The organism is Alicycliphilus sp. T452 (genome assembly GCF_054512775.1).
This window is the reverse complement of the sequence record NZ_JBTNEH010000019.1, coordinates 21899-36506: the sequence shown is the minus strand read 5'-3', so window position 1 is coordinate 36506 and position 14608 is coordinate 21899. Positions and strand designations below refer to the sequence as shown.

Below are 14608 nucleotides of genomic sequence, written 5' to 3'. Positions count from 1 at the left end.
TGTGGGCTATATTTCCCGGCGGATAGGGCTGCACGCAGCGCCTGCAGAACCATTCGGAGATATCCCATGAAAGTCAGCGACATCCTGCGCCTCAAAGGCAACACCCTCTACACCGTGCACCCCGACGAGCCGCTCATCCGCGCGGTGCAGACCATGGCCGAGAGGGACATAGGCTCGCTGGTGGTCATGGAGCACGGCGACCTGGTGGGCATGCTGACCTTCCGCGAACTGATCCAGGTGCTGGTGAAGAACGACGGCGCCGTGGGCACGATGCTGGTGCGCACGGCGATGGACGACGCGCCGCTGACCTGCACGCTGGAGACCGACATGGACGAGGTGCGCCGCATGATGCTGGGCCAGCACGCGCGCTACATGCCGGTGATGGACAAGCGCATGCTCATGGGCGTGGTGAGCTTCTACGACGTGGCCAAGGCCGTGGTGGACAGCCAGAACTTCGAGAACAAGCTGCTCAAGGCCTACATCCGCGACTGGCCGCAGGAAGAATCGCCCCCCGCGAATTGACTTTTATGCCCAATTGGCTCCCGGTGCTTGTGTGGCGGGCGCCGGCAGCTACTTCTTTCATAGCCGCAACCGCTCTGGGATAATCACGCCCCTATGAGCGGCAACACACTTGGCACCCTTTTCTGCGTCACCAACTTCGGTGAGTCCCACGGCCCGGCGATCGGCTGCGTGATCGACGGCTGCCCGCCCGGCATGGCGCTTTGCGAGGCCGACATCCAGGCCGACCTGGACCGGCGCCGCCCGGGCACCAGCCGCCACGTCACGCAGCGCAACGAGCCCGACGCGGTGGAGATCCTCTCGGGCGTCTACGAGGGCAGGACCACCGGCACGCCGATCGCGCTCCTGATCCGCAACCAGGACCAGCGCAGCAAGGACTACGGCGACATCGCCCAGAGCTTCCGCCCGGGCCATGCCGACTACGCCTACTGGCACAAGTACGGCCTGCGCGACCCGCGCGGCGGCGGGCGCTCGTCCGCGCGCCTGACGGCGCCCACCGTGGCGGCCGGCGCCGTGGCCAAGAAGTGGCTGGCCGAGAAGTACGGCACGCGTTTTCGCGCCTGCATGACGCAGCTGGGCGAGCTGCCCATCCCGTTCGAGGGCTGGGACCATGTGCCCAACAACCCGTTCTTCGCCCCCGTGGCCGACGTGCAGGCCTACGAGGACTACATGGATGCGCTGCGCAAGAGCGGCGACTCGTGCGGCGCGCGCATCCGCGTGCAGGCCACGGGTGTGCCCGTGGGCCTGGGCGAGCCGCTCTACGACAAGCTCGACGCGGACATCGCCCACGCGATGATGGGCCTGAACGCCGTCAAGGGCGTGGAGATCGGCGCGGGCTTCGCCAGCGTGGCCCAGCGCGGCACCACGCACGGCGACTCGCTCACGCCCCAGGGCTTTGCCGGCAACAACGCGGGCGGGGTGCTGGGCGGCATCAGCACGGGGCAGGACATCGAGGTGTCGATCGCCATCAAGCCCACCAGCTCCATCATCAGCCCGCGCGAGTCCGTGGACATTCACGGCCAGAGCATCCAGGTGATCACCAAGGGCCGCCACGACCCCTGCGTGGGCATACGCGCCGCCCCGATCGCCGAGGCGCTCCTGGCGCTGGTGCTCATGGACCACGCGCTGCGCCAGCGCGCGCAGTGCGGCGACGTGCGGCAGGCGGTGCCGCCCATTCCTGCCAGTATTTGAACGAAAAACGGCTCCAGCGCTTGATGGGTAAGCGCTGGCAGCTATCTAAAGAATAGCGTCTTTACTTGCGCACTTCGTCGACGAGCGCGCGGAACTCGTCGATATCCTCGAAGCTGCGGTACACGCTGGCGTAGCGTATGTAGGCCACCTTGTCGAGCTTCTTGAGCTCGCGCATGACCAGTTCACCGATGCGGCTGGAGATCACCTCGCGCTGGCCCAGGTGCAGCAGCTTCTCTTCGATGCGCTCGATGGCCGAATCGATCTGCACCGTGCTCACCGGGCGCTTGCGCAGCGCCAGCTTGAAGGAGCCGAGCAGCTTGTGGCGGTCGTATTCGACGCGGCGGCCGTCCTTCTTGACGACGGCGGGGAAATTGACTTCCGGCCGCTCATAGGTGGTGAAGCGCTTTTCGCAGGCGCCGCACTGGCGCCTGCGGCGGATGCAGTCCCCGTCCTCGGACACCCGGGTCTCGATGACCTGGGTGTCCTGGTGGCTGCAGAAGGGGCACTTCATCGCGGCAGCGCCTGCGCTCGCGCGATCAGCGGTAGACCGGGAAGCGGCTGGTCAGCGCGTTGACCTTGGCGCGCACGGCGGCCAGGTGCGCCTCGTCGTCGGGGTTCTCCAGCACATCGGCCAGCAGGTTGGCGGTGAGCCGCGTTTCCTCTTCCTTGAAGCCGCGCGTGGTGATTGCGGGCGTGCCCACGCGGATGCCGCTGGTCACCATGGGCTTCTCGGGGTCGTTGGGGATGGCGTTCTTGTTGATGGTGATGTGGGCCTTGCCCAGCGCCGCCTCGGCGGCCTTGCCGGTGATGCCCTTGGCGCGCAGGTCCACCAGCATCACGTGGCTCTCGGTGCGGCCGCTCACGATGCGCAGGCCGCGCTGGGTCAGCGTCTCGGCGAACACCTTGGCGTTCTTCGCCACCTGCTGCTGGTAGGCCTTGAACTCGGGCGACAGCGCCTCCTTGAAGGCCACGGCCTTGGCGGCGATCACGTGCTCCAGCGGGCCGCCCTGCAGGCCGGGGAAGATCGCGGAGTTGATGGCCTTCTCGTGCTCGGCCTTCATCAGGATGATGCCGCCGCGCGGGCCGCGCAGGCTCTTGTGCGTGGTGGATGTCACCACGTCGGCATGCGGCACGGGGTTGGGGTACTCGCCCGCGACCACCAGGCCCGCGTAGTGGGCGATGTCCACCCAGAAGATGGCGCCGACTTCCTTCGCCACGCGCGCCATGCGCTCGAAGTCGATGCGCAGCGCGTAGGCCGATGCGCCGCCGATGATGAGCTTGGGTTTGTGCTCGCGGGCCTTGGCCTCGAACGCGTCGTAGTCGATCTCTTCCTTCTCATCGAGGCCGTAGGAGACCACGTTGAACCACTTGCCGCTCATGTTCAGCGCCATGCCGTGCGTCAGGTGGCCGCCCTCGGCCAGGCTCATGCCCAGGATGGTGTCGCCGGGCTTGAGGAAGGCCATCAGCACGGCCTGGTTGGCCTGCGAGCCCGAGTTGGGCTGCACGTTGGCGGCCTCGGCGCCGAAGAGCTGCTTGATGCGGTCGATGGCCAGCTGCTCGATCACGTCCACGTTCTCGCAGCCGCCGTAGTAGCGCTTGCCCGGGTAGCCCTCGGCGTACTTGTTGGTCAGCTGCGAACCCTGCGCGGCCATGACGGCGGGAGAGGCGTAGTTCTCGCTGGCAATCAGCTCGATGTGCTCTTCCTGGCGGCGGTTCTCGGCCTGGATGGCGGCCCACACCTCGGGATCGGTTTGTTCGACAAGAATAGTGCGTTGATACATGGCAGTCCTATGAACTCTCAGTGTCCCTTGGCAATCAAGGGCTGCCCAGGCGAACGACGGATCGCTGCGGGGCTTGGCTGCTCATCCGCGCGGCACGCTCCCCAGTGGTTTGCAGAAAAACAGGGCTTTCTGCCGGTCTCCACGTCAGCGGCGGGGCCCGGGGGCCTTGCGCGCCTATCGCCAGTTGCGTACCCCGCTAGTGTAGCTGACGGCGCCCGTCTCCCACGGCGCCGGCGCGGCCTCAGAGGCCGCCGTCGAGCAGGGCCACTTTCTCGCCCGCGGGCTGCGCTGCCGGCGCGGCCTCGGGCGCCGCCGGGGCCTTGGTGGAGAGCACCGGCTTGGCGGTCCTGCGCTCGCCCGCCACCTGGCGCAGGCGGAAATGCTCGGCCAGCACCTTGGCCGCGTAACCGCCGTCGTCCGGGAGGTTGGCGGCACCCACGTAGTAGCGCAGGCCGCCTTCGAGCGAGCCCGCGCGCGCTATGCACTCCTGCAGCACCTTCACGCCCACGCGCAGGTTGGCCACGGGGTCGAACGCGGCGAACTGGCCTCCGAAACCCTCGTACTTGTCGGTGTGCACGCGGGTCATCACCTGCATCAGGCCCTGCGCGCCGACGGCGCTTTGCGCGAACGGGTTGAAACTCGACTCCACGGCGATGATGGCCAGGATCAGCGTGGGATCGAGCTTGGTGCGCGCGCCGATGTCGTAGGCCTCGGTCACCAGGGCCGCCAGGGGTTCGGGCGCCACGCGGTATTTCTTGCTGAGCCAATAGGCCACGGCCGCCTGCTCGCGCGGCAGCTCGCTGGGGTTGAGGGCCATGGCGCGGTCGCTTGCGGCCGGCTCCAGCGGGAAGCCGTCCTCCGCGACCTGGCGCGCATGCAGCCAGCCGCGCAGCTCGTCTTCGCCTATTTGGCGCAGGTCCGGGCGCGCCGTCAGCGTGACGGCCGCGAAGACGACTGCCAGCCCGAGCAGGGCGAAGCCGTTGTGTGTCACTTCAAGAAGACCATTGACCACATCGGCGGCAACTGTGCGCACGCCGGCAATGATTTTTCCTGACGCTGTCATAGCTTTTCCTTTCTGAGTCGAGTCCCGGAAGGCGCAGCGCCTGCAGGGGCGCTTGGGTGGACTCGGTCTTGCCAGGCCTTCTGCCTGGGCTGGTATGCCGTCCAGTCCGTGCCATGACCGGCCATGCCATGGGAACTTGCGGACTGTCTTAGCCGGTGCCGAAGGGCAGCAGCTAGGGTTATTACGGATCTGCGTTTTGAAGGCTGGCGGATTCTAGGAGGTCACTAAATGCATAGTCAACACTAATAAACATTATTTTTATATAAAAAAATAATTACAATACTGTTTGTGAACGCAGAAATTGGCACTTCGACCGCAGTGGAGGGGCTGTAGTCGAATGCAGCAGGCGCCGCGAAATGAAACTTGCAATCGATGCGCTGCTGCCATTGACGAAAGCTGTTGGAGAGTGCGCGGAGATTTGCTACCTTTGAGGCGCCTGAGCGATTCAGGCATCCGCCGGAAGAGGCGAAACCATCTGGATGGAAGGCACGCAGTGCCGCATCAAGCAACAGGTCACTCGCTTCCAAGGCAAACCCAGGAGGCAATACCTTGCCTCCTGCACCGGGGACGATCCTCTCCGCGGTGCAAACGATGGCAAAAGACCGTTGCGTCTGCCGTCAAGCCCGGTGCACGGAAAGACTCCGTCCACCGGGCTTTCTTTTTGCACTTATTTACACTGACACGTGGACGTTCACTGATTCAATAGCGTCCGAAGCTGAACTGAGCGGGTATCGCGTGTCGCAAGTCATACAAACTATCAAAAGCCATCGGTGGGCCCGGCGGGCGGCGTGGTTCCTGGCCTGTCTGCTGGGGCTCTGGCTGCTGGCCTGGCTCGTCGTTCCGCCCATCGCGCGCTCGCAGATCGAGCGGCATGCTTCGGAGGCCCTGGGGCGCAAGGTGACGGTCTCCAAGGTGGAGTTCCTGCCATGGACGCTGGAGGCCACGGTCCATGGGCTGTCCGTTGCCTCCGGGGATGGCAAGGCTCCCCAGATCCAGGTAGCGCGTATCTATATAGATGCGGAGCTGCAGTCGCTGTGGCGGCTCGCGCCGGTGATCGATGCGGTGCAGGTGGACGAGCCGGTGATCCACGTCACGCAGACCGCTCCCGGACACTACGACTTCGACGACGTGCTGAACCGCCTTGCCCAGCAGCCGAAGACCCAGGACGGCGAGGCACGGCCGCCGCGCTTTGCGCTCTACAACCTCGCGCTGCGCGGCGGGGCCCTGGATTTCGACGACCGGACGGTGGGCAAGGTCCACACGCTGCGCGGGCTCCGCATCGATGTACCGTTCCTGAGCAATTTCTCTGCGGACCGCGAGGTCAAGGTCACGCCCAGGCTGGCCTTCGAGCTGAACGGCAGCGCCTTCGACACCGCCGCCCGGACGACCCCGTTCGCCCAGAACCGGCAGACCGAGGTCAACCTGCACGTCGATGGCTTCGACCTCGGGCCCTTCAGCGGCTACATGCCGAGCCGTGTGCCGGTGCGGCTCCAAGCCGGGGTGCTCGACGCCGACCTGAAGCTGGGCTTCGAGCAGGACGACGCCACGCCGCGGCTCACGATCAGCGGGGGTGTCCGGCTGCATGGCGTCCGGACCACCGATGCGGCGGGCGAGCCCCTGCTGGACTTCGATGCGCTGCAGGTGGCGCTCAAGGATGTGCGGCCGCTGCAGCGCATCGTGGACATCGACGCCATCGACTGGCATGGCGTCCATGTGCATCTGCGCAGGGATGCGGCGGGTGCCGTGGCGCTTCCCGGGCTGGCGCAGCCGGCCGATGGCGCGGACGCCGCGGCCAAGCCCGCGCCGGCGCCGCAGGACGCCGCATGGCAGGTGCGGCTTGGGCGGGCGGGGCTGCACGACGGCGTCGTCGACTGGACCGACGCCAGCCTGCCGGGCGGCAAGGCCGCGTGGAAGGCGGACAACCTGCAGGCCGAGGCCTGGGCGATTGCGCTGCCGTTCCAGCAGCCGCTGCAGTTCCGCCTGAGCACGCAGTTGTCCGGCGGGGCTGCCAAGGGCGATGCGGCGCGGCTTGCGGTGCAGGGGCAGGCCACGGACGTGCAGGCGCAGGCCGCGGTTTCCGTTCGCGGGCTTTCCATGGCCATGGCGGCGCCGTATCTGGCGGGGGTGCTCAAGCCCTCGCTGGCGGGCATGCTCGATGCAGACCTGGGGCTGGCCAGGAACGGCGATGCCATGGCCGCCAAGGTGGCCACGCTGTCCCTGGGCAAGCTGGCGCTCGATTGCGCGGCGGCGGAGAAGAAATGCCGCACCCTGCGCACCGCCGGGATCGCGGATGCCGCCAAGACCTCGCTGGCCGAGGCCGGGCGCCTGGAGGTGAGCGATGCCCTGGTGCAGTTGCCGCAGCGCAGCGTGACGCTGGGCCGGGTACTCGTGAAGCAGCCCCGCGTCCTGGTCTCGCGTGCAGCCAAGGGCGGCTGGATGTTCGAGGAGTGGCTGCCGGACGCGTCCGAGGCCGCCTCCAAGGGCAAGCCGGCCGCGGCGGCGCCGGCCCCCTGGAAGCTGAAGCTGGCGGCCCTGGAGGTCGAAGGCGCCAGCCTGGCCTTCCGCGACGACGCGGCAGCCAGGCCGGTGGCGCTCAATGCATCCGGGCTCCAACTGCGCGCGCGGAACTTCTCCTATGACGATGGCCGGATCACCCCGGTGGCGGTGCACCTGGACACCCGGGTGGCCGCCGGCCGGGCGGAGCCGGGGCGATTGAGCTACGAGGGCACCGTGGCCATGGCGCCCGCGCTGGCCGTGCAGGGCAGGGTGCGCGCGCAGCATGTGCCGGTGCACGCCTTCGAGCCCTATGTCACGTCGGACCTGAACGTGGACATCCTGCGCGCCGAGGGCAGCTTCGCCGGCGACCTGCGCTACGTTCAGGAGACGGCCGGCCCGGCGGTCTCGGTGGCGGGCGACATGTCCCTGGACGAGGTGCGCGTGCGCGCCAAGGACGACGTGGCCGCGGATGACGAGGGCAAGGGCAGCAGGCGGATCGCCGATCGCGGCGAGGAACTGCTGCGCTGGAAGTCGCTGGGGCTGCGCGGCGTGGCGGTGAACCTGAAGCCGGGCCGGCCATTGGCGCTGGACGTGAGGGAGACGGCGCTCAGCGACTTCTTCGCGCGCATCATCGTGCACGAGAACGGACGCATCAACCTGCAGGATATCCGCAAGGGGGCCGCGACCGAGGAGGCGGCCGCCGCGCCACCGAAGGACGCAGCCTCCGTCGCCGCGGCCACCGGTACGGCGCAGGCAGCGGCGCAGCCGGCCGACCCCATGGCGCCGGTGATCCGGTTCGGCCCGGTGGCATTGACGAACGGGTCGGTGCATTTCTCCGACTACTTCGTCAAGCCCAACTATTCGGCGGATCTCAGCGAGTTGACCGGCAGGCTCAGCGCGTTTTCTTCCGTGCCCGCCGAGGCGGGCGGCGAGCCGCAGATGGCCGAGCTGGAGCTGCGCGGGCGCGCGCAGGGCACGGCATCCCTGGAGGTCAGTGGCAAGCTCAACCCCCTGGCCAAGCCCCTGGCGCTCGACATACAGGCCCGCATGCGCGACCTGGAGCTGCCGCCCCTGTCGCCCTACAGCATCAAATACGCCGGCCATGGCATCGAGCGCGGCAAGCTCAGCATGGACGTGGCCTACAAGGTGCAGCCCGACGGGCAGCTCACGGCCACCAACAAGCTGGTGCTCCACCAGCTGGCCTTCGGCGACCCCGTGGAGGGCGCGCCCGCCAGCCTGCCGGTGCGGCTGGCCGTGGCGCTGCTGGCCGACCGCAATGGCGTGATCGACGTGGACCTGCCCATCAGCGGCTCTCTGAACGACCCGCAATTCAGCCTGGGCGGCGTCATCCTCAAGGTCATCGGCAACCTCGTCATGAAGGCCATCACCGCACCCTTCTCGCTGCTGGCGGGGGTGTTTTCCGGCGCGGACGAGCAGGGCAGCATCGCCTTCGCGCCGGGCAGCGCCGCGCTCGACGACAAGGCGCGCCAGCAACTCGACAAGATCGCACAGGAGCTGAACAACCGGCCGGCACTCAAGGTGACCGTGGCCGGCTGGGCCCAGCCGCAGGCCGAGGAGGAGGCCTGGAAGCGCCTGCGCCTGCGGGACCTGGTACAGGCGCAGAAGCGCCGCGCGGCCGTCAGGGCCGGGGAGTCGGCGGCCGACGTGGCGCCCGTGAGCGACGCGGAGTATCCCGCCCTGCTCAAGGAGGCCTACCGGCGCGCGGACATGAAGAAGCCGCGCAACCTGGTCGGCCTGGCCAAGGACCTGCCCCAGGGCGAGATGGAGGCGCTGCTGCTCAAGAGCATCGAGGTTCCCGGCAACGCCATGCAGGACCTGGCCCTGGCGCGCGGCGTTGCCGTGCGCGACTACCTGGCGAGCCGGCAGGTGGCGCTGGACCGGCTGTTCGTGGGCGCCAGCAAGCTGCAGCCGGCAGGCGAGGGGAGCGGCGGCTGGACGCCCAAGGCGGAGTTGGCGCTGGCGGCGCGGTGAGAGTCCTGCGCATGCGCCTGGCGTGCGACATCTGAGGCCCCGTGCCAAATCCGGGCGAAAATAGCGGTTTCGCCGGAACCGGGCTCAGACCCATGCCCGGGCGTGGCGCTTGCGCCGCAGGCTTCCCGCCTCTTTTCCCCATTGGATCCATGTTTCCCTTTTCTTCCCGCAGCAAAATGTCCGACGCACCCGAAGCGACCCCGGTCCAGACCAAAACCAGCGAGCCGCATCCCCTGGATGCGTTGACGGGCGGCGCCTTTTCGGCAGCCACGTCTGGAGAGCGGTCGGCGCGCATCCGCGAATGGCTTGCCACGCAGCCGGCCACCGACAAGTTGCAGGAGGTGTTCAAGGAATTGAGCGCCCGCGACAAGGGTGCCGCACGGGCCGTGCGCGAGCGCCTCGACGAGATCCGGCGCGCCCAGGGGCAGGCGGCCGTCGCCGCGGAGTGGACGGCGAAGGCCGAGGCGCTGCTGGCCACGGCGCAGCTGAACATCGCCGATGCGCTGGCCTGGCAGCGCGACGCGGCCAAGGCCGGCGCCCCGCTCTCGCGCGAGCCGTTGTCCACGCTCAAGGCGCAGTTGAGCGAGCGCGTGAAGACCATCGAGGATCTGCAGCACCGCGTGCAGGTGCAGCGCGAGGCCGCGGTGCTGCTCGCGCAGCGCATCGAGGTGCTGTCCACCAAGCCGTGGAAGGACGCGCAGGCGGCCCTGGAGCTGTTGAGCGCCGACGTGGGCCATTGGCAGGAACAGGCGCAGGCGCTGACGGGCGATGCCGCCTGGCCCAGCGTGGACGTGCGCTTTCCGGCGCAGCTGGAGTCCTCGCGCACGCAGCTGCTGGTGGTCTGGGAGGCATTCCAGTCGGCCCTGGCCCAGACCGCGGCAGCGGCCGAGGACGAGAACGCCCCCTTGCCGCCGGTCCCGGTGTGGGCCGACGAACTGCGCCTTGCGCGCGGACTGCCCGCAGAGGCGGCCGCGGCCAAGGCTGCCCCCCGCGCAGCGGCCAAGCCCAAGGTGGACCCCGAGGTGCGCGAGAAGGCCATGCAGGCCGTGCGCGAGGCGCTGTCCAGGCTGGAGGAGGAAACCGCCCAGGGGCACGGCAAGGCCAGCGCCGGCGCCGCCACCGCGCTGCGCGCCGTGCTGAAGGTGCACGGCAAGCTGATCGATGCCGAGCTCGAACGCAAGGTGCATGCGGCATTGGTCGCGGCCGGAGAGCTCGAAGGCTGGCAGCGCTGGAGCGCGGACCAGTTGCGCGAAGACCTGGTCGCCCGCGCCGAAGCCTTGCTGCAGCGCCCCGAAGGGCAGGCGCTGGGCGGGCGCAAGGTGCAGGAGTTGCTGCGGCAGCTGCGCGAACAGTGGAAACACGCCGACCAGGGCGCGCCGGCCAACCACGCCCTGTGGAAGCGGTTCGACGACGCCTGCAACGCGGCCCACAAGGTGGTCGAGGCCTGGCTGGAGAAGGTGCGCGCCGAGGGCGCCGAGCACCGCGCCCAGCGCATGGCGCTGGTCGAAGAAGTGAAGGCCTGGGCGCAGGAGCAGGCCGGCGCGGCGGCGGCCGACTGGAAGGCGGTGAACCGCGCCCTGCACCAGTTCGGCGAACGCTGGCGCGCCGGCGGCCACGTCAGCGAGAAGGTGTTTGCCGAGCTGCAGCCGCTGTGGAAGCAAGCCATGGCATCGGCCGCGGCGCCGCTGGAGGCGGCGCAGAAGGCCAGCCTGGAGCGGCGCCAGGCCATGATCGAGGAGGCCGCGTCGCTCGGGGCCGCCGCCTCGCTGCGCATTGATGCCATCAAGGCGCTGCAGCAGCGCTGGCAGGCGGAGGCGCAGTCGGTGCCCCTGGACCGCAAGCAGGAGCAAAAGCTCTGGGACGCCTTCCGCAAGCCCCTCGACGAGGCCTTCAACCGCAAGTCGGCCGAGCGTGAGCGCGGCGCCGCGGAACTGAGCGCGCGCGACCGCGCCGTGCTGGATGCGTCCAAGGCACTGGAAGCCGCCAACGCCTCGAACGATGCGCAGCGCATCCGTGAGGCCGTGGCGGCCCTGGAGGCCGCCCTCAAGGACCAGGAGGGCGCTGGTGCCTTGGGCCAAAAACAGCCTGTAGCGCAGGAGGGACAAGCGCAGGCAGCTACTGATTCAGGAGCGGATGAGGCCGATGCCAAGCCGGCGCCTGCGGCCGCTGCACGCCCCGTGGTGGCGGTGCGGGGGGATGACCGCCCCGGCATGCGCAGGTCGGAGCCCGCGCCTCAGGCGCGAGCCGGCAGGGCCGCTGGCGACCGGCGCGAAGGGCGTGATGGCCGCGCCCCGCGCGATGCCGCCGCGCGCGGCCCGCGCCTGGGCGACACCGCATTCCGGGCCCAGCGCGACGCCATGGAGCATGCGCAACTCGCCCTGCGCAAATTGGCGGCGCAGGCGCACGGCGAGGCGCTCACGCAACTCATGAACGCCTGGAAGAGCCGGGATGCCGCGCAGGTGCCCAGCGTCCAGGAATTGGGCGGCAAGGTGCCGGCCGGCGTGCGCTCCTCCTGGGCCCAGGCCATTGGCGCCGTCCCGGCTGGCGCGGCTGCGGACCAAGCCCTGCTGCGCCTTGAGATCGCCGCCGAACTGCCCACGCCGGCAGAGCAACTGGCCGCACGCCGGGCCATGCAACTGCAAATGCTCACGCGCCGCAATGATCCTGCGCCTGCCCAGACCTGGGCCCAGGACGCGGCGCTGGTTTTTGCCGGCGCCAGCGACGAAGCCAGTGCGCGCCGCCTGCAGGGCGTGCTGAAGGTCTTGCTCAGGAAGTAGGCCCGCGTCTCGTGCGGCGGCACTTCGGCTGCCGCCGTACGGGCACTCCCATGCAGCGCCGGAAACAAAAAAGCCGCTGATGCATGTCAGCGGCTTTTGTCGATCTTGGTGCCCAGGAGAGGACTCGAACCTCCACGATGTTACTCGCTAGTACCTGAAACTAGTGCGTCTACCAATTCCGCCACCTGGGCATTTCAGGAAAGAATAAATTGTAGCTGGATTTTGGGGCGTCTCATGAGAGATGCTCCATTTTTTTGAGCGATCTGCAACGACCTCTGGCTGTGCGGATATCGTTGGCCAGCGCCGTTTGCAAAACAAAAAAGGCCGCTTCATGAAAAGCGGCCTTCATTGTCAGAACCCTGGCGGGTTCTCGTTAAACTTGGTGCCCAGGAGAGGACTCGAACCTCCACGATGTTACTCGCTAGTACCTGAAACTAGTGCGTCTACCAATTCCGCCACCTGGGCATTTCAGGAAAGTCATAGATTGTATAGCAAAAAAAAATACGCTGGCGCTTCCGCGACGCAAATTTCCTCTTCCGACGAGATCGAGGGCACGGTGCAGGGCCACCGCGATGGCCATGGGTTCGTCGTCCGTGACGATGGCGAGCCCGACATCTACATCCCTCCCAACGAGATGCGCGCGGTGCTGCACAAGGACCGCGTGCGCGTGCGCATCGTGCGCCAGGACCGGCGCGGCAGGCCCGAGGGCCGCGTGGTCGAGATCGTCGAGAGGCCGCCGCAGCCCATCATCGGCCGGCTGCTGCAGGAAAGCGGCGTGTGGCTGGTCGCGCCCGAGGACAAGCGCTACGGGCAGGACGTGCTGATCCCCAAAGGCGCCACGGGAACCGCGGCAACGGGGCAGGTGGTGGTCGTGGAGCTGACGGAGCCGCCGGCATTGTTCGGCCAGCCCGTGGGGCGCGTGGTCGAGGTGCTGGGCGAGGTGGACGACCCGGGCATGGAGGTCGAGATCGCCGTGCGCAAGTACGGCGTGCCGCACGAGTTTTCCGAGGATTGCCTCGCGCAGGCCAAGGCGTTGCCGGACAAGGTGCGTGCGCAGGACAAGCGCCGCCGGGTGGATCTCACGGACGTTCCGCTCGTCACCATCGACGGCGAGGACGCGCGCGATTTCGACGATGCCGTGTACTGCGAGCCCGCGAAGATCGGGCGAGGCAAGGGCTGGCGCCTGCTGGTGGCCATTGCCGACGTCAGCCACTACGTGGAGACGGGCAGCGCCATCGACGTGGATGCCTACGACCGCGCCACCAGCGTCTACTTTCCGCGGCGGGTCATTCCCATGCTGCCGGAGAAGCTCTCCAACGGCCTGTGCTCGCTCAATCCGCATGTCGAGCGTCTGTGCATGGTGTGCGACATGCTGGTCACCGCCAAGGGCGAGGTCCATGCCTACCAGTTCTATCCCGCCGTGATGCTCAGCCACGCCCGCTTCACCTACAACGAGGTGGCGGCCGTGCTGGCCAATACGCGGGGGCCGGAGGCTGCCAGGCACGAGGAGCGCGTGGGGGATCTGCTCAACCTGCACGACGTCTACCGCGCGCTCCTGGCTGCGAGGCAGGTGCGCGGGGCCGTGGACTTCGAGACGACGGAGACGCAGATCGTCTGCGACGACAACGGCCGCATCGAGAAAATCGAGCCGCGCGTGCGCACCGAGGCCCACAAGCTGATCGAGGAGGCCATGCTCGCGGCCAACGTCTGCAGCGCGGACTTCATCGAGCAGGCGGGCCGCCCCGCGCTGTACCGCGTGCATGAAGGCCCCACGCCGGAAAAGCAGGAGATCCTGCGTGCCTACCTGAAAGCCCTCGGCGTGGGCATGTCGATCGGGGACGAGCCGCGGCCGCAGGAGTTCCAGGCCATCGCCGAGGCGACCAAGGACAGGCCCGACGCGCAGCAGATCCACACCATGCTGCTGCGCTCCATGCAGCAGGCGATCTACACGCCCATCAACAGCGGCCACTTCGGCCTGGCGTTCGAGGCCTATACGCATTTCACGAGCCCCATACGGCGCTATCCCGACCTGCTGGTGCACCGTGTCATCAAGTCCATCCTGGGCGGCACGAAGTACATGCTGCCGGCCCTGCCGACCCCTGGCGAGGCGCAGTTCAAGCTCGCCAAGCGCCTGGCATCCAAGGCCGCCGAGCCCGCCATCAGGCCCAGGGCGGGGGGCGCCAGCGTGCGCGAAACCCAGGCCTGGGAGGCCGCGGGGCTGCACTGCAGCGCCAACGAGCGCCGGGCCGACGAGGCCAGCCGCGACGTGGAGGCATGGCTCAAGTGCCAGTACATGCGCGAGCATCTGGGAGAGGAATACAGCGGCGTCGTCAGCGCCGTGACCAGCTTCGGCATCTTCGTGACCCTCGATGCCCTGTACGTCGAAGGGCTGGTGCACATCACGGAGCTGGGCGGCGAGTACTTCAAGTTCGACGAGGCGCGCCAGGAGCTGCGCGGCGAGCGCACCGGCATCCGCTATGCGATCGGCGCGCGCGTGCGCGTGCAGGTCAGCCGCGTGGACCTGGACGGCCGCAAGATCGATTTCCGGCTGGTGGATGAGGCCGGGGACGTGGTGCCGGGCAAATCGTCCAAGGCGCGTGACCCGGGCAAGCACCCGCCGCACGAGAAGGGGCGCGACCAGCGGACGGCCGATGCGCGCCCGTTCGACAAGGCGGGTGGCCTGCGCCGGAGCAAGGACCAGGCCCCGCCGGCCGCCGGCAAGAAGCAGGGCTCCGGCAAGGGCGGGCACAAGGGGCGCAGGTCGCGCGGTTGAATCACAGCGAAGAGGC

Annotated in this window: 9 protein-coding genes, 2 tRNA genes and 1 riboswitch; of the genes, 5 read left to right on the top strand and 6 right to left on the bottom strand. The window is 68.4% G+C overall.

Annotation, left to right across the window (positions count from 1 at the left end):
• The first annotated feature begins 66 nt into the window (after positions 1–66).
• Positions 67–522 (top strand): CBS domain-containing protein, encoded by a 456-nt coding sequence (locus ACX12L_RS16455; protein ID WP_459263532.1) that lies wholly within the window; start codon positions 67–69, stop codon positions 520–522.
• Positions 523–615: 93 nt separating this feature from the next.
• Positions 616–1710 (top strand): chorismate synthase, encoded by a 1095-nt coding sequence (gene aroC / locus ACX12L_RS16450; protein ID WP_459263531.1) that lies wholly within the window; start codon positions 616–618, stop codon positions 1708–1710.
• 61 nt (positions 1711–1771) lie between these two features.
• On the opposite strand, the gene nrdR is transcribed toward aroC, so the two are convergent.
• The 4 genes from nrdR to ACX12L_RS16430 all read right to left on the bottom strand — a co-directional run bounded on the left by nrdR (position 1772) and on the right by ACX12L_RS16430 (position 5081).
• Complete coding sequence (gene nrdR, locus ACX12L_RS16445; protein WP_013518767.1) at positions 1772–2221, bottom strand: transcriptional regulator NrdR; 450 nt, start codon at positions 2219–2221, stop codon at positions 1772–1774.
• 25 nt (positions 2222–2246) lie between these two features.
• A complete protein-coding gene (gene glyA, locus ACX12L_RS16440; RefSeq protein ID WP_459263530.1) occupies positions 2247–3491 on the bottom strand; it encodes a serine hydroxymethyltransferase in 1245 nt (414 codons plus the stop codon).
• Between the two features lie 36 nt (positions 3492–3527).
• Positions 3528–3689: riboswitch (ZMP/ZTP riboswitch) on the bottom strand.
• Positions 3690–3732: 43 nt separating this feature from the next.
• On the bottom strand, positions 3733–4554 hold the full coding sequence (locus ACX12L_RS16435) for a lytic transglycosylase domain-containing protein (protein ID WP_459263529.1): 822 nt from the start codon (positions 4552–4554) through the stop codon (positions 3733–3735).
• Between the two features lie 242 nt (positions 4555–4796).
• Positions 4797–5081, bottom strand: a complete 285-nt coding sequence (locus tag ACX12L_RS16430) for a hypothetical protein (RefSeq protein WP_459263528.1) — start codon at positions 5079–5081, stop codon at positions 4797–4799.
• 193 nt (positions 5082–5274) lie between these two features.
• On the opposite strand from ACX12L_RS16430, the gene ACX12L_RS16425 reads away from it, so the two are divergent.
• Both ACX12L_RS16425 and ACX12L_RS16420 read left to right on the top strand, forming a co-directional pair.
• The gene (locus tag ACX12L_RS16425; RefSeq protein WP_459263588.1) at positions 5275–9042 is read left to right on the top strand and encodes a DUF748 domain-containing protein; all 3768 of its coding nucleotides are present in this window, start codon (positions 5275–5277) and stop codon (positions 9040–9042) included.
• Between the two features lie 176 nt (positions 9043–9218).
• The gene (locus tag ACX12L_RS16420) at positions 9219–11819 is read left to right on the top strand and encodes a DUF349 domain-containing protein (RefSeq protein ID WP_459263527.1); all 2601 of its coding nucleotides are present in this window, start codon (positions 9219–9221) and stop codon (positions 11817–11819) included.
• A 106-nt stretch (positions 11820–11925) separates the two neighbouring features.
• Here the strand turns inward: ACX12L_RS16420 and ACX12L_RS16415 are convergent.
• A tRNA-Leu gene (locus tag ACX12L_RS16415) sits at positions 11926–12010 on the bottom strand.
• Positions 12011–12199: 189 nt separating this feature from the next.
• Positions 12200–12284 (bottom strand) — tRNA-Leu (locus ACX12L_RS16410).
• A 19-nt stretch (positions 12285–12303) separates the two neighbouring features.
• On the opposite strand from ACX12L_RS16410, the gene rnr reads away from it, so the two are divergent.
• On the top strand, positions 12304–14592 hold the full coding sequence (gene rnr / locus ACX12L_RS16405) for a ribonuclease R (protein ID WP_459263526.1): 2289 nt from the start codon (positions 12304–12306) through the stop codon (positions 14590–14592).
• Positions 14593–14608: the final 16 nt, after the last annotated feature.